This window comes from Lacticaseibacillus zeae DSM 20178 = KCTC 3804 (genome assembly GCF_000260435.1).
Lineage (GTDB): Bacteria > Bacillota > Bacilli > Lactobacillales > Lactobacillaceae > Lacticaseibacillus > Lacticaseibacillus zeae.
Genome location: NZ_BACQ01000075.1, coordinates 1 through 22,855, shown reverse-complemented (window position 1 = coordinate 22,855; position 22,855 = coordinate 1). Strand labels below are relative to the sequence as shown.

General features: G+C 49.2%; 20 protein-coding genes. 14 read left to right on the top strand and 6 right to left on the bottom strand.

Annotation, left to right across the window (positions count from 1 at the left end; all coding sequences use genetic code 11):
• The first annotated feature begins 305 nt into the window (after positions 1–305).
• The 4 genes from GSO_RS14085 to GSO_RS14065 all read left to right on the top strand — a co-directional run bounded on the left by GSO_RS14085 (position 306) and on the right by GSO_RS14065 (position 4,482).
• Positions 306–632, top strand: a complete 327-nt coding sequence (locus tag GSO_RS14085; RefSeq protein ID WP_010493417.1) for a heavy metal-binding domain-containing protein — start codon at positions 306–308, stop codon at positions 630–632.
• A gap of 133 nt (positions 633–765) precedes the next feature.
• Entirely contained in the window at positions 766–1,407 is a 642-nt protein-coding gene (locus tag GSO_RS14080; RefSeq protein WP_010493415.1) for a carbonic anhydrase family protein, read from the top strand.
• 88 nt (positions 1,408–1,495) lie between these two features.
• Positions 1,496–2,278, top strand: a complete 783-nt coding sequence (locus tag GSO_RS14075) for an alpha/beta fold hydrolase (protein ID WP_010493412.1) — start codon at positions 1,496–1,498, stop codon at positions 2,276–2,278.
• Between the two features lie 221 nt (positions 2,279–2,499).
• The gene (locus GSO_RS14065; protein WP_010493410.1) at positions 2,500–4,482 is read left to right on the top strand and encodes a cation:proton antiporter; all 1,983 of its coding nucleotides are present in this window, start codon (positions 2,500–2,502) and stop codon (positions 4,480–4,482) included.
• Between the two features lie 342 nt (positions 4,483–4,824).
• On the opposite strand, the gene GSO_RS14060 is transcribed toward GSO_RS14065, so the two are convergent.
• Positions 4,825–7,020, bottom strand: coding sequence for a DUF3800 domain-containing protein (locus GSO_RS14060; protein ID WP_010493408.1), 2,196 nt, complete (start codon positions 7,018–7,020; stop codon positions 4,825–4,827).
• Between the two features lie 222 nt (positions 7,021–7,242).
• Here GSO_RS14060 and GSO_RS14055 point away from each other — a divergent pair, with 222 nt between their 5' ends.
• The 6 genes from GSO_RS14055 (at position 7,243) to GSO_RS14030 (ending at position 13,457) form a co-directional block, all read left to right on the top strand.
• The gene (locus GSO_RS14055) at positions 7,243–8,634 is read left to right on the top strand and encodes an amino acid permease (RefSeq protein WP_010493406.1); all 1,392 of its coding nucleotides are present in this window, start codon (positions 7,243–7,245) and stop codon (positions 8,632–8,634) included.
• 151 nt (positions 8,635–8,785) lie between these two features.
• Entirely contained in the window at positions 8,786–9,631 is an 846-nt protein-coding gene (locus GSO_RS14050) for an aldo/keto reductase (RefSeq protein WP_010493404.1), read from the top strand.
• 118 nt (positions 9,632–9,749) lie between these two features.
• On the top strand, positions 9,750–10,373 hold the full coding sequence (locus tag GSO_RS14045) for an SDR family oxidoreductase (RefSeq protein ID WP_010493402.1): 624 nt from the start codon (positions 9,750–9,752) through the stop codon (positions 10,371–10,373).
• Positions 10,374–10,823: 450 nt separating this feature from the next.
• Complete coding sequence (gene abc-f / locus GSO_RS14040; protein WP_010493400.1) at positions 10,824–12,308, top strand: ribosomal protection-like ABC-F family protein; 1,485 nt, start codon at positions 10,824–10,826, stop codon at positions 12,306–12,308.
• A gap of 108 nt (positions 12,309–12,416) precedes the next feature.
• Entirely contained in the window at positions 12,417–12,857 is a 441-nt protein-coding gene (locus tag GSO_RS14035; RefSeq protein WP_010493398.1) for an OsmC family protein, read from the top strand.
• 168 nt (positions 12,858–13,025) lie between these two features.
• Entirely contained in the window at positions 13,026–13,457 is a 432-nt protein-coding gene (locus tag GSO_RS14030; protein WP_010493396.1) for a hypothetical protein, read from the top strand.
• 258 nt (positions 13,458–13,715) lie between these two features.
• Here the strand turns inward: GSO_RS14030 and GSO_RS14025 are convergent, their stop codons facing one another.
• Entirely contained in the window at positions 13,716–13,916 is a 201-nt protein-coding gene (locus tag GSO_RS14025; protein WP_003563620.1) for a cold-shock protein, read from the bottom strand.
• Between the two features lie 612 nt (positions 13,917–14,528).
• On the opposite strand from GSO_RS14025, the gene lacA reads away from it, so the two are divergent.
• From lacA to GSO_RS14010, 3 genes are all read left to right on the top strand, one after another.
• Entirely contained in the window at positions 14,529–14,957 is a 429-nt protein-coding gene (gene lacA / locus GSO_RS14020) for a galactose-6-phosphate isomerase subunit LacA (RefSeq protein WP_010493381.1), read from the top strand.
• 26 nt (positions 14,958–14,983) lie between these two features.
• Entirely contained in the window at positions 14,984–15,502 is a 519-nt protein-coding gene (gene lacB / locus GSO_RS14015) for a galactose-6-phosphate isomerase subunit LacB (RefSeq protein WP_010493380.1), read from the top strand.
• Between the two features lie 305 nt (positions 15,503–15,807).
• Positions 15,808–16,107, top strand: a complete 300-nt coding sequence (locus GSO_RS14010; RefSeq protein WP_029345624.1) for a helix-turn-helix domain-containing protein — start codon at positions 15,808–15,810, stop codon at positions 16,105–16,107.
• Positions 16,108–16,351: 244 nt separating this feature from the next.
• Here GSO_RS14010 and gdhA read toward each other — a convergent pair whose 3' ends face one another.
• Positions 16,352–17,695 carry an NADP-specific glutamate dehydrogenase gene (gene gdhA, locus GSO_RS14005; protein WP_010493378.1) on the bottom strand — a complete coding sequence of 448 codons (1,344 nt, stop codon included), beginning with the start codon at positions 17,693–17,695 and terminating at the stop codon, positions 16,352–16,354.
• 508 nt (positions 17,696–18,203) lie between these two features.
• Between gdhA and GSO_RS13995 the strand changes: the two genes are divergently transcribed.
• Positions 18,204–19,142, top strand: a complete 939-nt coding sequence (locus GSO_RS13995) for an L-lactate dehydrogenase (RefSeq protein ID WP_010493377.1) — start codon at positions 18,204–18,206, stop codon at positions 19,140–19,142.
• A 90-nt stretch (positions 19,143–19,232) separates the two neighbouring features.
• Here GSO_RS13995 and GSO_RS13990 read toward each other — a convergent pair whose 3' ends face one another.
• The 3 genes from GSO_RS13990 to GSO_RS16125 form a co-directional block, all read right to left on the bottom strand.
• Positions 19,233–20,711 (bottom strand): APC family permease, encoded by a 1,479-nt coding sequence (locus GSO_RS13990; RefSeq protein ID WP_010493375.1) that lies wholly within the window; start codon positions 20,709–20,711, stop codon positions 19,233–19,235.
• Positions 20,712–21,034: 323 nt separating this feature from the next.
• Positions 21,035–22,354, bottom strand: a complete 1,320-nt coding sequence (sstT, locus tag GSO_RS13985; RefSeq protein ID WP_010493373.1) for a serine/threonine transporter SstT — start codon at positions 22,352–22,354, stop codon at positions 21,035–21,037.
• Between the two features lie 269 nt (positions 22,355–22,623).
• Positions 22,624–22,855: hypothetical protein (locus GSO_RS16125; RefSeq protein ID WP_044113034.1), on the bottom strand; the 232-nt coding region annotated here is incomplete at its 5' end.

Here is a 22,855-nt window from a genome sequence, read left to right as displayed (position 1 = left end):
CAGATACAACGCCCTTTTCGTTGATTAACATTTAAACTTTTCAATTTTTTAAAACTTGTTTCTCACTAAATAATGTATTTTTAGCATTAAACGATAGTGACCTTGTTAATTAGCATCTAAGTATCGTTCTTTACCATAATGTCTTCTACGTTGCTTAAGCGGCGGTTTTACTTGTGATCTCCATACACGGGTGGTAATCTGATGCTGGTTATGGACACTCGACAGCATAACGATGTACATAAATATTGTAGCTGTCCACAGCAAATCGTCTGACACTCATTTCAATAAAGAAAGCGGGTTTTATTGTGGCACAAGATATTCTGATTACAACGACCGAGAACATTCCGGGTAAGCACTATGAAATTATTGGCGAAGTTTTCGGCTTAACCACCCAGTCGAAGAACGTGATTAGCAATATCGGCGCAGGGCTAAAAAATATTGTCGGCGGCGAAATCAAAGCTTATAGTAATATGCTGCATGAATCACGGGAAAAGTCGATCGAGCGGTTGCGCGACGAAGCCCGCAAAGTTGGCGGCGATGCCGTTGTCATGATGCGGTTTGACTCCGGTTCAATTGGCGGCGACATGCAAAGCGTTGTGGCTTATGGAACGGCGGTTAAGTTGCTTGACTAGCTGAAGCCGAGTAACTTCCCAATAACGATATGACTCAATCAGCCTCGATCACGAGGAAAACAGGTTTTGCTTTGGCAAGGCCTGTTTTTAAGACCATTCATCTATTCGATGCGACGAAAGGAATTAGCGCGACATGCCACCGTTAGACTATCACCATCAAGATACTTGGCCGAATGGTTTTGGCCAGCAACAGTCCCCGATTGACCTGCGCGAAACCACCGCTGCGGATACTTCGACGTTAACCGTTTTGGCCCCGTGGCTGGCAGATCAGGAAATTGACGACCAGGTTACCATCCGCTTAGCCGGACATGGGCTTACGCAGATCGACCAGACCCAATGGCACTTTATTCAGGCGCATCTGCATGTGCCGGCAGAACACCAAACTGTCAATCAACGCGCCGCAGAATGGCATTTTGTGCATCAATCGGCCATTGGCGCACTTTGCGTCGTGGCGGTTTTATTACCGTTGGGCGATGGCATGCCGGTAATGGACAGCGTACTTGATCATTTCGTGGCCCGGAGTTCGCAGCCAGTGGCACTGCAACTCAACAGTTTACTGCCGCCAAAAGGGACGGTCTTTCGTTACCTCGGCTCACTGACCACGCCACCGCTAACTGAAGGCGTCACTTGGTATGTCATCGATCAAACCTCCATCACGATCAGTCCTCAACAACGCCAACGTTTCCAGCAACTTTTCCCGGACAATCATCGAAAGCTGCAGGCCCGTAATAATCGTCCAGTTTTGCGTGGCTCATTTTTGCAGGGATCGAAATAGGCTTGGCACCGTCATTGTAAGGCCACGGCGCCCAACCTTTTTTATTATCGTCTACTCGCCATGCTCACGCTCAGGAGGCTGGTGCATCATGAAACGCAAACAACCAAAACGTCATCATTGGTTAGGAAAAACTGTACTCAGCTTATTATTGTTGGCCGCTGGCGGTTATTGGCTTTGGTGGCAAATTGGCAGCCGACCGATCCACGCCCGAACTTATCGCAATATCAACGTCGTCACGGTTTTCATACCGGGCTACGGGAGTAATAGCCTGACATTTGGGCCCATGGTCAGCCGATTTCAGAAGGATCACGCCACTAATCAAGTCACGACCATTAAAATCAGTGCCACCGGGAAACGCACAGTGACAGGTGCCAAGCGCTATGACGGAAAAAATCCGCTTATCAGCGTTGTCTTTGAAGATGCCAAGGCACCGGTCAAAGAAACCCGGCAACTCACCGCCTTGCTACATTGGCTGCGCACCAAACATCAGGTTAAGCGGGTTAACCTTGTCGGCCATTCCATGGGCAGTAACCTCAGCTTTCGGTATCTGACGACGCAACACACTGACTTCCAACCGCAAGTGGTCAAATATATCTCGTTTGCCAGCGAATTTTATCGTGATCCCACGTCGCAACTGTCACATTTTCCTAAATCCGTTCAAACCCTAGTCATCGGCGGCCAGATCTTCGGCGCAAAAGGCGACTGGGCAGTCAGCCTTGCCGGCGTCAAGCGGTACGAACAGGAGCTTAAAGCAGCTGGCGTTCCCACATCCCTTTACATTTACCGCGGAACGCCGATCGGAGCTTACCACAGTAGTCTGCATCAGAATCCTTACATTGACGCTAAGATACTGCAGTTTTTGTTTGCTTGATATCCGGCATCCACTGCAACGAGCTAGCAATCAGTGTTTTTATAAGTTTGGTGTTAAAATTGGGGCATCGAATCGGGTCAACCGGTGAAACGCGTTTGCTGGCGCAGGAATCTGCGTGTAAGGGCCTTGGTCGCAATGGCCTGAGCCCGGGCCATCACGCCCAAGGCCACTTACACTCCGACTCCTAAGCGCGCCAGCTCACGCTCTAAGGGGGGATTGCTTTGAGTCAGGTCGTTATTTTCGGCATTATGTTGGCCACCGTGATTGTTGGCAATCTGCTTGCCCGTCATATTCCTAAGATTCCCCTACCTTTCTTCTTGATTGGCCTTGGTGCAGCGTTAGCCGTCATGCCGTCGTTGCGGAACTTTGCCATTGATCCATCGGTTTTCTCCTTCGCCATCATTGCCCCATTGCTGTTTAACGAAGGTCAAAATGCATCACGACTCCAGATTGGCCGATCATTGACCAACATTGTGTCGCTAGCGGTTGGTTTGGTGCTGTTTTCGGTCATCATTTTAGGCTTTAGCGTCCATGCCCTTTTCCCGGTTATTCCGCTTAGTCTGGCATTTGCCTTGATCGCCATTGTCACGCCTACCGATGCATCAGCAGTCAGTGCTGTTGCCCAAACGAATCCTTTGAGTGACAGCCAGATGCAGCTATTGAATAATGAAAGTCTGTTTAACGATGCAGCGGGTATTGTTGCCTTTGACTTGGCGCTTTCCGCCTATGTTTCCGGCAGGTTCTCGGCAACCGATGCGTTATTGGACTTTCTGTTTGTCTTTTTTGGCGGCATTTTAGTTGGTGCGATTATCGGCACCTTGATCGTCAATCTCCGAGCGTGGTTAATTCGGATCGGTGACGATGAACCGCTTATTATGGTCGGTATTCAACTGCTGACACCGTTGCTGGTTTACTTTTTGGCCGAAGAAATGGCACTTTCTGGCATTTTGGCAGTCGTGGCGGCCGGGATTGCGCAAGGTGTTGAGCGTGACCGATTACGGCTGACCAGCGCCCGCATGCAGATTATCAGCGCCAATGTCTGGGAAATGATTGCGGCGGTTTTGTCTGGATTGGTGTTTGTCCTGTTAGGCTTATCGTTACCGAATGTTGTCATCGAAGCCTTACGCGGCCAAGCCGGCTTATTCAGTTTGCTCGTGGGAATCGGTGTTTTCATTTACGCGGCAAAGTCACTGGTTCGCTTCTTCTGGAGCCGCATGCTGTTACGCATCGGCAAGAAAAATCGGTGGCGCAATGCCTTGATCATGATGCTAGGCGGCGCAAATGGGACCATCACGTTATCATTGGCTTTTTCGATGCCACGGACGATTAACGGGCACGAATTTGCGTTGCGTCAAGGTTTGATCATGATTGCCGCAGTGGTCATCCTGCTGAGCCTGATTGTGCCGGTGATTGTGTTACCATTCTGCGTGCCTAAACAACCAAAACGCAATCGCCAGTATATCTGGCTGCGACGCATGTTGTCGGCGGGCATCGATGCCATGCGCGATGAAACCGAGCATCACAGTGAAGCCCAGATCGTTGCCGATGCCTTGTCGCAGGAAATGATTCTAAACGACAATCCGTCACGGCGACAGCAGCGGAGTATTTTTGAAGGCACCATTACGGCGGAAAAAGCGGCGATTGAAGCGTTGCGCGCTAATGGAACGATTACAAAAGATGAGGCGTATTATTATAACCGGTTTATCGACTTAAATGATTTCACGGCTGATCAGCGCTTATGGAAAAACCTGTTTTTGCGAATACGCTTTTCCATTAACATGGGGCGCATGTACAAGGCGTTTAATGAAGCCCAAAATGCTTTTTTGACCACACCGCTTAACCTTGAGCCAATCTTTTGGAAACGACAATTTACCGCACATGGTGAGGATCTTCTGCCAATCGAACAGGCGGGATATGATGCGGTCATGAAATATCTGACACATATCGAAAATGTCCAAAACCGCAGCGCTGTCAACACGATCCGCCGCTTCTACCGCGATCGCCATCGTCGGGTTCACTCCGACTCCTTCAACGGCGACATCCTCTACGCCATGTTCCTAAAAGCCTTCCACGCCGAATACGAATTCATCCAGCAGGCATTTGCGGACGGCAAGCTAAGTCGCGACATCATGCAACGCCTGCAAACCCGCATCACATTTGACGAAATCACCTATCTGAAAAATCAGGATAGTTTTATCGTGTGACTGTGCATGCAAAAAACGGTTCCGGAGAGATGATCTTATCATCATCTTTCCGGAACCGTTTTGCTTTAAGGCGATTATGAACTGTTACCGTAACTGCGACATGATTTTCGATCGAAATATAAAGGTCGGCACAAAACTTCTGTAGTGCCAAAGCGGAGCAATCGTAGGCCAGATGGGGCTCAGTGGTGAAGTTGGTCTAAAACGGGTGGTTTTCCCGTTTTAGACCAAGGCCGAGCTTTGAAACCGCGGTTTTTGCGGGTTCAAAGTCGTGCCCACCACGTTCCAGCCCCATCTGGCCGGAGATTGCGGAGTTTGGCACGGCATAAAATTTCTAGCCCAACTTTAACGCTTGGCCTTTGAGTCGGAATCCAACGCCATTTCCAGTTCATCCGCAGCCGTCTTGGCAACACTTTCAATTTTCGCCAAAACTTTGCCATATGGCTTCGGATCCTTATTGATATACCGCAACAGGCCAGCCATTCGTGCTGTCATGTCATACCAACTTTGATTCGGCATGCCAGAAATCTGGCCAACACGCGCATTTGGCAGAACATCGATCAGCTGCTCCAAGGCATTTTTAACCACCGGCAACGCGCCCCGAACCCGATCCGAATCGGCATACGTGGCATCGAAAATCAGTTGCATGAACCGATCAGGCTGTGAGTGCTTCGACGGGGTTGCGGCCCGCTCTGCACGAACGCCCATGACGACTTGCTGCAACCCAAGCAATGTCAGGCGCACAAGTTGATCGTGCTGCGAAACACCAAGCTCAGGCATCGGATTGATCCCAATCAGACTGAGTTCATCATGACTTAAGCGCAAAGCCGCATTAGCAACAAAATCAGACAACTGCAAGCCAAGATGCTCACGTGAATCAGCAAACTCAAAGCGAACTTTGATCGGCCGCTCTAGTGACAACGTCAGATAGCGGCTGACAATATCGGCCCCCATCACGAGCTGATTGCCTTCTAGCTCGTTACGATGATCAATCATAATCACGATACTGTCAAAAGTGGTATCTACATCCCGCAGCACATGAATCGTTGCGCCGATATACGGATAGAGATATTCCATTGACGGCGCAAAATCAGGATAAGTCGTTTTGCGTGAAAAGACCGTGTACATCCCCATATGCTCATGTTTGGCCGCTTTAATCAATTGCGTCAGCGCATCGACTTGTTTGCCGCGCGCCTTGACTTCATCGCCGGGTTCCCAACCATACGGGTAAAGCGCGTCCCGAAAACCGGCAAGACTTTCATCGTCACCTTCCGGGAAAACGGCGGCAATTCCCATATGCATCATGCGGGGATCCGGCCGCCGTTCTTCAAAACTTTCATCGATGAACAGTTGCAATTGTTTACCGGTGACCAATGGTGCTTCGGTGTGCATGCCGTAACTGGCACGCTGATTTCGCTGACTGGTGGCGTTTGTCGCAGAGGTGTTGTTGCTCGTACTACTTGCAGTTGCGCCATTGCGCTCATTTGACGAAGAACGAATGACGCTTGGTGTATGGGTTTCAACTTTATTGACCACAGCCGGCACATGTTGCCTGGTTGCGTCTTGACTGGTCATTGACTGCGATGCACTGGTAGAAACCGATTGTGTCATTGGCTGCCAGTTTTGCGGATCGGCATTGGCCGCAAACCGATTCTGCTTAGGCCGCCCTGGACGTCGGGTGCTATTTGGCTTGTTACGATCGGTCCGCACATTACGCCGTTCGTTGCGAACCGGTTCGTGTTCAGACTTGCTATTACGCCGGAACGTCTCGGTTTTACCGGCTGGCGTGTGCTGTTTAGTATGCCGCGCCGTTGTTTCGTGCCGTTCATCGGTTTCGGCCGGTTTCGTCGAAGCCGCAGCAGACTGACTGTTCGTTTGTGCCTGATGCTTCTTTGCTTCGGCCTGAGCCTCTTGGGTCGCAACATCGGGCTGCTGCCGAATGGTAAAGCGATGGTTCCGAGTTGACGGCCGCTTACTTGTGGTCGGCTGCTCGGTTGGTGCTTGTGAGTTAGTTGCCTGGTTTTGATGCTGATTGTTTGTCCGGTTAGCTTGCCGCGCCGTCACGGTTGCGCGATTGACCCGCGTTGTTGTCCGACGCTTTGGTTGCGTGCTTGCTGCATTTTCCTGTGCGTTAGTAGCCGATTGGGTCGTTGACTGACTGTGATTGGTTGCCGACGCACTCGTTGAGTTGGCTTGGCTGTGTGCCGGACGTCCAACGGTTCCGGTTGAAGTTCGCTTAGCTGCCGCTTTTGGCGTTGCTGACGTCTTTGCAGCGGTTTTGCGGGTCGCCGGTTTGGCTGCTGGTTTTTTGGCAGCAGTTTTCTTGATCGTTTTGGTGGTAGCTGCACCAGCCGGCACTTTGCCTGATGCAATGATGCTTTCAATCTTGGCCGTCGTCTTGCGGCTGACTTTTTCACCGCGTAAGGCTTTGCGTAACGTCGGCACGGATACGCCGATGGCAACGGATGTGGCGTTGGTGTTCAGTTGATGCTTTGCCATATAAGCATTTAATGATGTTTTTAACTTATTATCTTTATCCAAAATATTTCCTCATATCCTACTTAAATTTAAATGATTCGGTACTAGTTTAACGCAAACGAGGACGAACGAACATGATTTGGAACAGCAAGCGTTATACTTACAAATGTAATGCATGCCGGTTTCAAAAATGTCTGCATTTTGCGTTCACTTGTTTGCGCAAACTAGACTTTTCTTGTATAGTCTTTTTCTGTATGCCACTAGATGAAAGAAATGGAGATCAACATGCAACGAAAACTTAGCGGACGCCATATGCAAATGATTGCGCTTGGCGGTACCATCGGCGTAGGCCTGTTCATGGGTGCCGGTGCAACAATTAAATGGACCGGGCCATCAGTTCTGATTGCGTATATTGTTGCCGGCCTTTTTCTCTATCTCATCATGCGCGCCTTGGGTGAGATGCTGTATGTCGATCCGGCAACTGGCTCGTTTGCCAAATTTGCCAGCGAATACATGCACCCGCTTTTTGGTTACTTAACCGCATGGAGTAACATTTTCCAGTTCGTGGTCGTGGGCATGTCAGAAATGATTGCCATTGGTGAATATTTTAAATTCTGGTGGCCCGGGCTGCCCGGATGGCTTCCTGGGCTCGTAGCGATCACCTTCCTTGTTTTAGCCAATCTGATTTCGGTGCGAATGTTTGGCGAATTGGAGTTCTGGTTTGCACTCATCAAAGTTGTTACCATTATTTTGATGATCGTTGCCGGACTCGGCGTCATTTTATTCGGTCTTGGTAATGGCGGCCATCCCGTGGGTATCAGTAACTTATGGACCCACGGCGGCTTCTTCACCGGCGGCTTTAAAGGCTTTTGCTTCGCCTTGTCGATTGTGCTCGGTTCTTACCAAGGTGTGGAACTTATCGGGATCACGGCAGGCGAAGCGGCTAATCCCAAGCCGACGATTGTTAAGGCGGTCAAAGATACGATTGGCCGAATACTCATCTTCTACGTGGGCGCGATTTTTGTCATCGTCGCAATTTACCCGTGGGATCAGCTCAATACACTAGGATCACCGTTTGTGCAGACCTTCGCCAAAATCGGAATCACGTTTGCGGCATCCCTCATTAACTTCGTCGTCATCACGGCTGCCTTGTCCGGCTCGAATTCAGGCATCTATTCTGCCAGCCGGATGCTGTACACCTTGGCTGATGCTAAACAATTGCCGCGAATTTTCACTAAGCTGAATCGTCATGGCGTGCCGTTTTACCCGGTCGTTTCCGTTGGCGCCGGCATTTTACTCGGCGTCATCTTAAACGCCTTACTGCCTTATGTGGCCCCTGCCGCCAAGAATGTTTTCGTGCTGGTCTATAGCTCCAGCGTTTTACCGGGCATGGTCCCGTGGGTCGTCATTCTCGTCAGCGAAACGCGCTTCCGCAAGGTTCACGCCGATAAAATGCCTGACCATCCTTTTAAAATGCCATTCGCACCTTACAGCAATTATCTCACACTTATTTTCCTCGCGTTCACTTTATTTTTCATGTTGCTCAATCCCGAAACCAGCATTTCGTTGTTAGTCGGTGTCATTTTCTTGACGCTCGTCTTCCTGCACTACTTTTTCCACTATCGCACCGGGGCGAAAAAGTTTCCGCCAGTCGAGCGCGATCCCGATCACCACTAAGGAACAGCGTGATTTCGATGGTGCAAAATTTGCATTTTTTCACTTTTAAAAAAAGCCACGTTCTCATCTTTTGTTCCATTTTTCCGATCATGTTTTTATTTCTTCGCTAGTTTGTATAATGGACTTGTAGGAAGAAAGGAAGGTTGCTTTTATGAAAACGATCAATATCGGCGACGTCACGGTACCAATTGTGGGCATGGGTACTTGGTATCTGGGCGAAGGCAACGCTGCGCAGAGTGCTCGTGAAACCGAAGCCTTAAAATACGGGCTGGATCACGGCTTGAACGTGATTGATACTGCGGAAATGTACGGGAATGGCGCTGCTGAATCCCTGATCGGCGGTTTTCTGGGTGATTACAACCGGAGCGACATTTATTTGATTTCCAAGTTCTATCCGTCCCATGCAGACAAAAAGCAAATGCGGACGGCGCTGACCAATAGCCTGTCCCGCCTTAAAACCGATTACCTCGATCTCTACTTGCTGCATTGGCGTGGGGCGACCCCGTTAGCAGAAACACTTGAAGGCCTGCAGGAATTGAAAAAAGAAGGCCTGATTCGCCAATACGGTGTTTCCAATTTTGATGTTGACGACATGGATCAGCTCACGATGGAACCCGGTGGCGATCAAGTTGCCGCTAACGAAGTGTTATACAATTTGCAATCACGCGGCATTGAATATGACCTCCTACCACGTCAAAAGCAAGCCGGCATCACGACGATTGGCTACTCGCCTTATGGTTCCGGTAGTGGTAAGTCAATCAAGTTGACCCCGGAGCTCGTGGATCTGGCCAAAGCCAAGGGCGTTTCAACCCATCAGCTTATGCTGGCGTGGGTACTTCGTAATGGTGATGTGCTGTCGATCCCGCGTACCGGCGAAGCGAGCCACATGGCCGAAAATATCGCAGCTGCCGACGTTACATTTACGCCGGATGAACTAGCGCTGTTTGACCAAGCGTTCCCGGCACCGCGTCACCATATTCCGCTTGAAATAATTTAAACCTAGCACACTGCCGGTCTTGAGCGTCGCTTAGTCTAAAAAATTCGGCGAGCGCTTTCACGCCTCAATAAAAAACGTTATACTGATAACAACTATTTTTCAGGAAAGGACCTTTGTTGTGAAAATCTTTGTTGTCGGTGCCCACGGTCAGATTGGCCAGCTATTGGTGCACAAACTGTTGGATCGCGGTGATACCGTAACTGGCGGTTATCGCGATCCGCTCACCCAGACCCCTGATCCGCAGAAAAATTTCCGGGCAGTCGAACTTAATCTTGCATGGCCGGTTTCACGCTTGACGGAACTTTTTGCCGGCCACGACGCCGTTATCTTTGCTGCCGGTTCGCGGGGTAAGGACTTACTCGGCGTGGATCTCGACGGCGCAATTAAAACCATGAAAGCTGCTGAAGCCGATGATGTCGGCCGCTTCATCATGTTAAGTGCGTTGGATGCCGAGGATCCCGCAAAATGGCCGGAAGAGCTGCACGATTATTATATTGCCAAGTACTACGCCGATGAGTGGCTGATCCATAACACTGATCTGGACTATGTCATTGTCCAGCCGACCGCCCTCACCAATGACACGGCGCAAGGCACCATCACGCTGCAACCGCAACGACCATCGACCATTCCACGGGCCGATGTCGCCGATGTCCTTGTCGCCGCTTTAGACAGCAACCGCCATCGCGAAACAATCAAAATCGCCAGTGGCAACACGCCGATCGCTGAAGCCGTTAAAAGTTGACGAACCGGCCCAGCCGTGCTAATTTTAAAGCAACGTTAAAGCGAAAGTGAGGTCTGTCCATTGAAGTAAGCCAATTGTTGAAAATGTCCAAGTCCTGTTCTCAGCAACGGGATCAGTGCGGACTTTTTGACAATTGGGCTTGATCAATGGCGGATTCTCCGTTTATTTTGGTCAGCCCTAAATTCTTTTAGGGCTTTTTTTATGAGCGTGAACCGGCGCGCTCAGGAGCCGGAGTGTAAGTGGCCTTGGGCGTGATGGCGCTCTTTGCCATTGCGACCAAGGTCCTTACACGCAGGCTCCTGCGCCGGTGAACGCGTTACGGAAAGTTGGGCATGAATTGCCAAGCGTCATCAGTTACGATGTCGCTACCACCGCCGTAGTCCCGAAACTCAAAAAGTCAGCCGATCTTTTTCTGATAACACAGGCATATCCACGAAAGGACGTGGCTGTATGTCAGCAATTCAAATCAAACACCTTTATTTTGCCTATGACGGCCAGGCGCCACTTTTCAGCGATGCCGGGTTTAACCTCGATACTGGCTGGCACCTTGGCTTGGTTGGTCGTAACGGCCGCGGTAAAACCACGTTGTTGCGGTTATTGCAGCAGCAACTGGATTATCGCGGAACGATTACGGTTCCCGTACCCTTGCGCTATTTCCCGCAAGCACTGGACGAGAGCCAACTAACGCTTAACGCGTCACAAGCCTCCCAGGACGTGGCCCAGTGGCAACTGGAACGCGAACTTAATTTACTGCATGCCGATCCCGATATCTTGTGGCGGCCATTTCGGGATCTATCCGGCGGTGAGCAAACCAAGGTCCGGCTTGCCTTGCTCTTCATCCAAGACGATGGCTTTGCGCTCATTGACGAGCCGACGAATCACCTAGACTTGCGCAGTCGTCGCCAAGTCGCTGCCTATCTGAAACAAAAACCTGGCTTCATCGTGGTCAGCCACGACCGGGATTTTCTCGACGCTGTCACCGACCATACGTTGGCGATCGAACGCCAAAAAATCACGCTTTACCAAGGCAACTACACCACCTTTACCATGGAAAAGCAGCGGCAGGATCAAACCGAACTCGCGCAAAATGCCCAGTTAAAAACCGAAATCAGCCGCTTGAAGCAAACTGCGCACGCCAAAAAAGTTTGGGCAGAAGACAAAGAACGCAGCATTTACGGCGATCGACACGTCAAAAACAGTGGTCATAAGGGGCGCGGCTTCATCAGCGCTCGAGCAGCACGAACCATGAAAAAAAGCAAAAACCTCGAGCACCGCATGGATAAGGAAATTGCCACAAAAGAGCAGCTGCTCAAGAATCTTGAAAAAATCGATCCGCTTACGATGACACCGCAACCAACCCACCATCATCATTTGATTGTGGCGGAAAACGTTCAGGTTGGTTATGACCAGCCGCTTTTCCAACCAATTTCATTTACGTTACAACCCGGCGAGCGGGTGGCGATCGTCGGTGAAAACGGCAGCGGTAAATCGACGTTAATCCGTGCTTTGCTGAGCCATTTTACCGGCAAACAAACCGGGCTTCTGACCTTGGCGCCGGTTGCTTTGAGTCTGGTACGCCAGCAATACCCTGACAATCGCGGGTTACTACCGGACTTTGCCGAAAAGCGGCACCTCAGTCTTGAAGCGTTGCTTAACAACTTACGTAAGCTTGGAATGCCACGCGCCGATTTTGTCACGCCGATCGAACACCTTAGTATGGGTCAGCAAAAGAAGGTCGAAGTTGCGCGTTCGCTTGCGACACCAGCTTCCCTTTATATTTGGGATGAGCCGCTCAATTATCTGGACACTTATAATCAAGACCAGATTTTGACCGCCATCAACCACTATCAACCAACAATGCTTTTCGTGGAACACGACGAGCATTTTATCAATGAAATTGCCACGAAAGTTGTCCGCCTGACGCCGCTGACGTAAATTAGAAACAGGTCTACCTGCTCTGTGTCCGAGACATATTGCCCGCAAATTAAGCGGTTCCATGGTATACTCACGATGAAAGCTTCAAAACAAGAAAGGATGGATAGCATGGCAGAACGATCTTTGTATCATACCTATGTCCGCAACGAAAATGGTTTAGTCGGTGAAAGTTATGTCGAAGGCAACCAAGGATTAGCCCTTGGTGTTTCCAGTTCGCTTATTGATGCTCCGGGCACCAATCCGGAGCAATTCATTGCATTTGCCCTGTCCACTTGTTTCAATGCAACGATTCGGATCGTCCAGCATCGTGAAGGCACTGCAGAAGATTCGCAATTACGCACCCGGGTGGACATCGAACGTGACAAAATCGGCTACAAATTCATTGTCGACGCGCAAATTCTCATGCCAAGTCACACACGCGAAGAAGCGCAAAAGATTGTGACCCAGGCATTAGATGAGTGCCCTGTCGCTAAACTGTTAAAAGAAAACGAAAATGTCAGCTTCCGAATTGTTGACGAGTTCACCGATGAGCCGACGTTAGGTGAATAATGAGCGGTAACGGTTATTCTTCGTCTACATTCGCTTAAGCAAAAAAGTACGCCCGGAATCTTCCGAGACTTCTGGCGTACTTTTTTTATTTTTCCGTCAAGAATCCTGTATCTCAAAACCTTAATCCATCGTACGCGTTACACTTGACCATAAGTGGAGATGTTAACGATGATCAAGCAAGGTAACGGACAAACACCGCATCACTTAGGATTGGCGCTTTGTGTGTGGTTAGGCAGCATGGCTTTTCTGGCGACTGGCATCTGGGCCACCATTTTATTAGTGCTCACGTCCCGAATCACGGCTGTACTCATCATCACCTTGATTGGCGTTTGGGTGACACTCGCCGGTATCTTCGCCTGTTTTGTCACCCTATGGCAATTAGTCCGTTCACCGCAAGCGGCCCGTCATCTGGTCCGGCGGTTACAATGGCTTCTCGGCGCCATCACGATCATTGTGGCCGTTATCAGTTTGTCGCTTTCTTATGCGTGGGCCAAAAGTGGCGATGCACCAGGGATTATTTTTATTGGTTTGTTTCTTGCGGCGATGCCTTTTGCTTGCTGGGTTTTGACCAGTGTCTGGCGATTGACGTTGGAGCGGTGAGTTGGTGTCATGGAGCTTTGAGTAAGGCGCAGGGTTTTCTATTGGTGGCAATGGCATGTTATTGACTGTTGCGTTCTATAACGCGCTCACAGTCGCAGAAATCTACGTGTAAGGACCTTGAAGCCCAAATAGCCGAAGCCCAGCCATTTGGGCTTCAAGGCCACTTACACTCCGATTTCTAAGCGCTCCTGTTCGCGCTCAACAAAAAAAAGACCCACCCAGTTTCCTGAGCGGATCTCTTTTTTAACGAACCAAGAATTAAAGCTTGGTAACGTTAGCAGCCTGAGGGCCACGATCAGATTGTTCTACATCGTAGGAAACAGCCTGACCTTCGTCAAGACTCTTGTAGCCTTCGCCGTTGATGGCGCTGAAGTGTACAAAGACATCTTGGCCGTCTTCACCAGTGATGAAGCCGTAACCCTTATCAGCGTTGAACCATTTAACTGTACCTTTTTGCATGAAAGTGAATCTCCTTTTCAAAACTAACAACAACAGACAACCGTAATCCTAAAAAGGAAATTCATGTTACATGATGTTTCCCGTTCAAGTATTACCATGAATAGACTATAACACGTCCAGCAAAAAAAAACTAATTTTTTTGCAAATTAATCGCGATTAATTTGCTGAAAGCGCTCACTTTTAAGAAAGTCAGGCCTGTTTGCAGAGCAATTAGTCTAGACCAATGTGCATAGCAACTTGATTTTATTAGTTGGAAAATTAGCCATCAATCTGATGACAGTACTTTACCCAGTAAGCGAATCAAACCACGTCACACTTTTAGGTGTGGCTCGATTTGTTTTTCCATCAACTTAAGGCGTGCTAAAACTTCCTCCTCTAACTAGAAAGTGTATTTTAGGCCTTTACACTAAAAAGATTCGATGCTACATTGTGGTTGATGAATGAAACATAAGTGAACATACAGGAACAAATATAAACATTGTGCGAAAACAAAATTGCTTTTACCTTTTTGCTTCGGGTGTTCTCCCCCACTGACTTCCCTCAAAACGATCAGCTTGCCCCGCCAGTATCTTAGTCACAAATGCAATTCAATTAATCAAAGGAGTGCCAATTTTGGATGTTGTGATTGGTGCTGATCAAGACGGTTTTGCCATGAAAGAAAAGGTCAAGGACTATCTCAAGCAGCGCGACTACCATGTCATTGATGTAACGCCGCAACCAGCGAAGAATTTTGTTGAGTCTGCTTTGGCTGTGACCAAAGAAGTGATGGCAGGTAAGGCGCATAAAGGCTTGATGTTTGACCGTTACGGCGTCGGTTCAACGATGGCGGCAACCAAAGTCAAGGGTATGGTCGCAACCAATGTCGGTGACGAAACTGCTGCGCATCAAACTGCCGAACATAATGGTGCCAAAGCCATTGCGATCGGTACTGGACTTATCGGCCTAGATCGGGCGCTCGGCCTGATTCAACGCTATCTGGACGCGGAATACGTTGACGGCCGCCACCAGGTTCGGCTCGATATGCTTGCGAAAATGATCTAACTTTGGAAGAAAGGAAGTCTGATCCCATGATTATTTCTTTAGGTAATGATCATATTGTGACTTACATGAAGATTAAGATCTCGAATTTTTTAAAGCATGCTGGCTATCAAGTTATTGATGAAGGCACCTACGACACCGTCCGGACGCACTATCCGATTTATGGCAAGAAAGTTGCCGAAGATGTCGCCGATGGTCGTGCTGATCTAGGCATTGTTTTGTGTGGTGATGGCAGCGGTATTACCATGGCTGCCAATAAAAACGAAGGCGTTCGCGCTGCTATGGTGAACGACGCCGCAGCGGCCAAGTACGCTCGCGAACAATTAAATGCGAACGTACTTGGCTTCGGCGGTGCCAGCATTGGTGAGCATCTGGCATACGATATCATCAAGGCCTATCTGGACGCCACCTACAAAGAAACGCCGGAAAATGCGGAATTGATCAAAGAAATTGACCACATTGCCAAACCAAACCCTGATCAAAAAGATAATCCGCACTTTTTCGATGAAGAAAACGAAAAATGGGCCGAGGGCGTCTATCACGATTAGTCGCTTCTAGGTTGCCATCGAATTAACCAGTATGGTGATTTAGTTGTCACCGTAACAAAAAGGCCCGGAATTCCGAGCCTTTTTTGATGCCGTCATCTCTTTCTGGGAATTTGTCATTGTGGTTTCATCGTGCGTCGTGCTTAAGCGTCGCAAAATGGATAATATGAGTCGACACATACCATAAAATCGTATACTATAAAAACGTAGCAACGTGAAGTAATGGCGTTAATTTCATGATCCGCCTTATTTCTGCAAGCGGCAGCGTTGAAAAAAGTTGTTCAAAGTCTCAAGAAAAGGTGAATAACATGACTAAAAGTACACTCGAAAAAAGTATTGAAGAGCTCAATCAACTATTAGACGGAAATGATCCTGGCGTTGAACGGCATGAGCGACATCTACCAATACCGCCTGAGTTTACCGGCGAAGAAATCAAGAAAATTCGTCAGCAAATCCCGGCAACGCAACTCGTCTTCGCTCAAATTATGGCGGCTTCTCCTCGTACCGTTCAGGCTTGGGAAACGAACCGCAGTAAACCAAATGGGCCAGCTCGGCGTCTCATGCAACTGATTGAACTTGATCCATCAGTGGCGCGACTTTTGATGTAGAAAAAGAGCAGGAGTTGACGTCAAGTATCGTTTTGTAGTCACCCTCCCGTTCATAATTCTTCGGCTTATACTATAACGCGTTCATCGACTGACGGTCACGCATAAAACAAACGGTGGTCGGATAATCATGAGGTTATCTGATCGCCGTCTTTTTTGCATTACCTGTTGTCGTTCACTGAGAGACCATACGGAAACTCAATGCTTTGGCACCACTAGTTCAACCCTTATCAGTGCAACGAATTGCCTACATCCCCTGCGCATACATAGCATCTGCCACTTTAAGGAAGCCAGCGATGTTCGCGCCCGCTTCGTAGTTACCAGGCACGCCGTATTCGTCCGCAGCATCTGCGCTGGCCTTAAAAATGTGTTGCATGATCTCGTGCAGTTGGCTGTCGACTTTTTCAAAGCTGTCACTTTCGCGGCGGGAATTTTGGCCCATTTCCAGCGCTGAAACAGCGACGCCGCCAGCATTGGCTGCTTTTGCCGGTCCGTATAAAATTCCGGCGTCTGCATAGGTAGCGATGGCGTCCGGATTACTTGGCATATTGGCGCCTTCAGCAACCGCAATCACGCCGGCTGCCTTAAACCGCGCCGCTTGATCACCGTCAATTTCATTTTGCGTGGCGCAAGGCAATGCCAAATCAAACTTAAGATCGGTGGCGTCCCAGACCGAACCTTCATGATACTGTGCACCAGCCACCCGGTCCGCATAAACTTTAATGCGACCGCGCTCGACTTCCTTGATTTGTTTAACAACCGCAACATCAATCCCGTTTTCATCAACTACATAGCCATTCGAATCGGAAACGGTAAGCACCTTGACGCCCAGTGCTTCAGCTTTCTCGGCAGCATGAATCGCAACGTTACCGGCACCGGAAATGACCGCACGCTTCCCGGCTAACGTCTCGCCATTGGCTTTCAATAACTCATCGGTATAGTAAATCAACCCATAACCGGTGGCTTCCGTCCGCGCCAACGAGCCGCCATAACTAAGGCCTTTACCAGTCAAAACTCCGCGTTGCGCACCTTTCAGCCGTTTATATTGACCGTAAAGATACCCGATTTCGCGAGCACCGACGCCAATATCACCAGCCGGTACATCCAAATCCGGCCCAATATACTTGCTCAGTTCGGTCATGAAACTTTGGCAAAAACGCATCACTTCGGCATCCGACTTCCCTTTTGGATCAAAATCGGACCCACCTTTGGCTCCCCCGATCGGCAAGGTAGTCAGACTATTTTTGAAAATCTGTTCGAAACCTAAAAATTTCACAATACTGAGATTGACGGAAGGATGTAGTCGCAGGCCGCCTTTGTACGGACCAATCGCCGAGTTAAACTGAACGCGGAATCCGCGATTAACTTGAATATTTCCTTGGTCATCCTGCCACGGAACGGCAAATTGAATCGCCCGCTCCGGTTCAACCAATCGCCCAAGAATATTGGCCTTCACATACTCCGGATGCTTCTCAAACACCGGCGTAATCGTTTTCAAAAGCGTTGAGGCCGCCTCAAAAAACTCCGGTTGATTCGGATCGCGCTGTTTAAGCGTTGCAAGCACTGACTCCACATAAGATGCTGCTGACATGGGAAACCACCTTTCTCGAAAAACGTAACGGACGTTGTTTTAAGATTAACAGAAAAATGGCATTTTGATAAGAATTTTTTGAGCGTGTGCCGGCGCGTTCAGGAGTCGGAGTGTAAGCGGCCTTGGGCGTGATGGTCGGGCTTTGACCATTGCGACCAAGGTCCTTACACGCAGACTCCTGCGCCGGCGAACGCGTTATGGTGCGAGCGTGAGCCAGCACGGTTAGAAACCGGAATGTAAGTGGCCTTGGGCGTGATGGCCTGGGCTTAGGCCATCGCGACCAAGGTCCTTATGCGCAGATTTCTGCGATTGCGGGCGCGTTATGGTGCAAGCACGAACTAATTTTCAACTCATCAAACACGTTTATCAAGTTATCGCTACTGTCATCTGTTACAATGAAATCGGATACATGAAAAACAGCTGACAATGACCATTGTCGGGCAACGGTCATTGTTCAGCTTCGGATAGCTACGTTGGTGTCAACATCGTTATGAGGAGGAATTTTGGAATGCAGAATCGCGGCAATATTATTTTAATTGGTGACGGCGCCATTGGGTCAAGTTACGCGTTTAACTGTCTCACAACCGGCGTCGGCCAGAGTCTGGGCATCATCGACGTTAATGAAAAACGAGTACAAGGCGACGTTGAGGATCTTTCTGATGCACTGCCTTACACGTCACAAAAGAATATTTATGCGGCTAGTTATGAAGACTGCAAATATGCCGATATTATTGTGATTACTGCGGGGATCGCGCAAAAGCCGGGACAGACACGACTTGAGTTGCTAGCGATTAACGCCAAGATTATGAAGGGAATCACTCACAATATCATGGCAAGCGGCTTCAATGGTTTCATTTTGGTGGCTTCCAACCCGGTTGATGTGCTGGCAGAGCTGGTTTTGCAGGAATCCGGCTTGCCGCGCAATCAAGTACTCGGCTCCGGCACCGCATTGGATTCGGCGCGACTACGAGCGGAAATCGGCTTGCGCTACAACATTGACGCCCGCATCGTTCATGGTTATATCATGGGTGAACACGGCGATTCCGAATTCCCGGTTTGGGATTACACTAATATCGGTGGCAAGCCAATTCTTGACTGGATTCCTAAGAATCGTCAGGAAAGCGATCTTGCTGAAATCAGCGAGCGCGTGAAAACCGCGGCTTACGGGATCATCGAAAAGAAAGGCGCCACTTTCTACGGTATCGCTGCTTCGCTGACACGGTTAACCAGCGCGTTCTTAAATGACGACCGCGCAGCATTTGCCATGTCCGTTCATCTCGAAGGCGAATATGGCTTAAGCGGCGTTTCGATCGGTGTTCCTGTCATTCTTGGCGCTAACGGTTTGGAACGCATTATCGAACTTGATTTGAATGCCGAAGATCATAAGCGTCTAGCAGATTCTGCGGCGATTTTAAAAGAAAATCTCCAGAAGGCCCAGGAAGCTTAGTCAGTATTCATCAGTCAAAGAAAATTAAAAACGCTCACAAAGACAAAATCTTGCGGGCGTTTTTAATTTAAACCATATCTTTTAAACTGCTCAGTCTTCTTTTGACTGCTCCAATGCTTCGGTTTCCTGCTCAACAACCGACCCTTTTGTCAGCGCTGAATGCCGCATACCGTACAGGAAGTAGATGGCGCACCCGATTAAGAACCAGACGCCGGAGTACATTTTGGCTTGAATGTCCAGACCCAGGAAAACCACAAGCGAGCCGAGGAAAGCTACGGCAGGTAACACCGGATACAACGGCATTTGGAAGCGCGGCTTGGCGATATCCTTGCCTTCACGCGGACGGAGGCGATAAATGCCGAGCGTGACGAACATGAAGGCAATCAGCGTGCCGGCGGAAATCAGTTGTGCCAGGAACGCAAATGGGAAGAATGCCCCGATAATGACACCGATCGTGATTAAAACTGCCAACGCAATGTTCGGCAACTTGCGGCTGTTCAACTTGCCTAAACCATGCGGCAACATGCCGTCGCGGCCAAAGCTGTAAAGTAACCGGGATCCTGCCATGGCCATGCCGATTAAGGCCGTAAACATCCCCAAAACCGCAATGCTTTCGACCACTGTCGCGACTACCGCATGACCGGAGTGGCGCAGCGCCCATCCAACCGGTTCGGCGTTGTTGGCGTAATCCTGATACGGGAACATGCCCAACAAAACTAGGCCGACCGAGACAAACAGGAAAACAGCAATTAACAGCGAGCCAAGAATTCCCCGCGGCATCGTTTTCTCCGGATCGATCGCTTCAGCTGAATTCGCCGCAATCGAATCAAAGCCGATATAGGCCAGGAAAATCATAGAAACGCCGGCATAAATCCCCTGCCAGCCGCCAAAAGGGGTACCGTCAGCATTCAGGTGATACTTCGGGAAAAACGGATGGAAGTTTTCCGGATGAATCGCGGTCAAACCGACTACAAGGAACAGCAGGATTGCCAAAACCTTCATGACCACCAAAATGTTTTCGACCCGCGCGGCACTTGAGACACCGCGTGACAGCAACACGCCCACCATCAACATCACCACTACGGCGACGAGGTCGACAACCCCGCCGTTAGTGCCAAACGGATTGGCCAACGCCGCCGGAAAATTCAGGCCGATCGTCGCCAGCAAGCCGCGAAAATTAGCGGATAACCCTGAAGCAACGAACGCAACGGCAATAAAGTACTCGGCCAACAAAGCCCAACCGGCAATCCAACCGAAGAACTCGCCGAACACCACATTAATCCATGAATACGCAGAACCGGCAAACGGCATCGCCGCCGACATTTCCGCATACGCAAACGCCACCAACCCCGCTACAATCGCAGCGACTAAAAAAGAAATCGAGACTGCGGGACCGGCGTGTTTAGCCGCAACCACCCCTGGTAACGTGAAAATAGACGCCGACACAATGGTCCCGACCCCTAAAGCGAGAAAGTCACGTACCCGTAACACTCGCGGCAGGTGCGAATCTTTATCTTCGTAAACACTTGGATCCTCTTTTCGAACCAGTCGTTGCCACACTTTACCCATTGGAACCTCCATTAAACAGTTAATGCTGTCTTTTCAATGTGTTAATAAAAAATCCATGAAAACTAGGTTAGCACATTTTAGCAAAGCTGGAAAGCGCTGTGTTTTTAATGACATCAGTTATCATAGGAAAAATAACCTTACAATTTTTTAAGCCAGACAATTTGCCTGTTAAATCAGCATTTCACAGCTAAAAAAGCACCAACTTTAAAAGGCAAAAACTGCCCAAGCGACTTTTTTCGTCTCTTGGGCAGTTTTCATCAGGTTATTAAGTGACTGAGTTGATACGTGGCACCGTGCATCAAACCGGAAGTACTGCTGCGAATTTAAATCTGTTCGCCTTCTTCTTCAACCGGCTTGGCAGCTTTGGTTTTCACTTTTGGCTTGGCAGCTTTGGTTTTCACTTTACCCGCGGCTTTAACCGCCGCACGCATATCGACTGGATGGCCATCGCGGCGATCATCGGCATATTCTGCGGTGGCAGTAAACAGCAGATCCGAAGCCGAATTAACCGCCGTTTCCACGGAATCCTGAACCACCCCGATGATGAAGCCGATACCGACCACCTGCATCGCGATGTCATTGGAGATCCCAAACAGTGATGCCGCCATTGGAATTAATAACAGCGACCCGCCAGCAATCCCCGATACCCCGGTTGCCGAAATGGCTGATAAGAAGCACAGCAGCAAGGCTAGGAAGATGCTGACGTGCACGCCCATGGTATTGGCCGTTGCCAGTGTCATAATCGACACCGTGATGGCAGCACCACCGGAGTTAGCCGAGCCGCCCAGCGGAATCGAAATCGCATAGCTTTCTTTGTTCAAGCCTAAATCTTCGCAAGCTTGCAGATTGATCGGGATGTTCACCGCGCCACTACGGGTGAAGAATGCCGGAATGCCGCTGACTTTTAACGTCCAAAACGTCAACGGATATGGATTCTGATGAGTCAACAGCCACACCATAAATGGGTATACGATCAGATAGACAAATACCATCGTCGCGACCAACAAGATGAGCAACTGGCCATACGCCATGACGCCTTTAACACCCGTCTTGCTTAACGATTCATGCAACAAACCGACAATCCCGAACGGTGCAAACTGGATTACCGTTTGGGCCACGCTGCTGACGGTTTCCGCGAACTCGGTCACCACTTTTTTGGTTGTCTCGCTCGCCAGGCGCAATCCCGCCCCAATCAGCAATGACCAGAACAGAATCGCCAAGTAATTGCCTTCAACCAGCGCAGAAATCGGATTGGCCACTGCATTGGTCAGCAAGTCGGAGACAACCGTGCCTAAAGCCTTTGGCGCACTTTCGGCAATTTTCATTGCGCCAGGCAAAACAAGCTTGATCGGGAAAAGATAAGAAACCGCGACCGCCGCAATAGACGAAAGCAGTGTGGCACTTAAGTAAAGCACGATCACGGTGCCAAAGTGATTCTTCGAGCCAGACCGGTATTTTGAAATTGCCGACATGATCAGCAAAAACACCAGTAATGGCGCGATCGCTTTTAATGCGCCAACAAATAACTTCCCTAAAATATCGATAAAGGACCAGGAGGGTACCAATACCCCTAACACTGCCCCAACAACGATTCCGATGACAATTTTCAGAATCAGCGACACATCTTTGTACCGTTTATACATCTGGCCCCTCCTCCATGAAAAATTAGTGTTCAATGAGAACACTTTTTAGTGTGCCCTAATTATGCGGCAACTGCAAGTTATTTTTATCGAAATCGGCACAAATTTTTGTGGCGTTTCTCCGATCATGATCGGCCTCGCTTTTTTTGCCAAGCAAAAACACCGATGCCCAACGACATCGGTGTTTTAACTACTAGACTTCTAGACTTTGATTCTTCGCCAAAATGACTCGATTGTCATTTCGAACCACTTTTCAGTGAAGCCTTAACTCATTATTCAACTGTCTTTCCTAAGCGCTTCTTCTTAGGTGCTGCCTTAGCCGCATTGGCATCGGCATCTTTATAACCGAAGAAGTAAACCAAGAGGAAGGCGGCAACCAAGGTCACAACCGAAGCAATCCAGAATCCGGCAAAGTTGCCTGGATTGTGTGCCCAACCCGGAGCAGCAAATGATGGAAAACCAATGAAGCTGCCAGTGAATCCGTACATCGAAACACCTAACAGT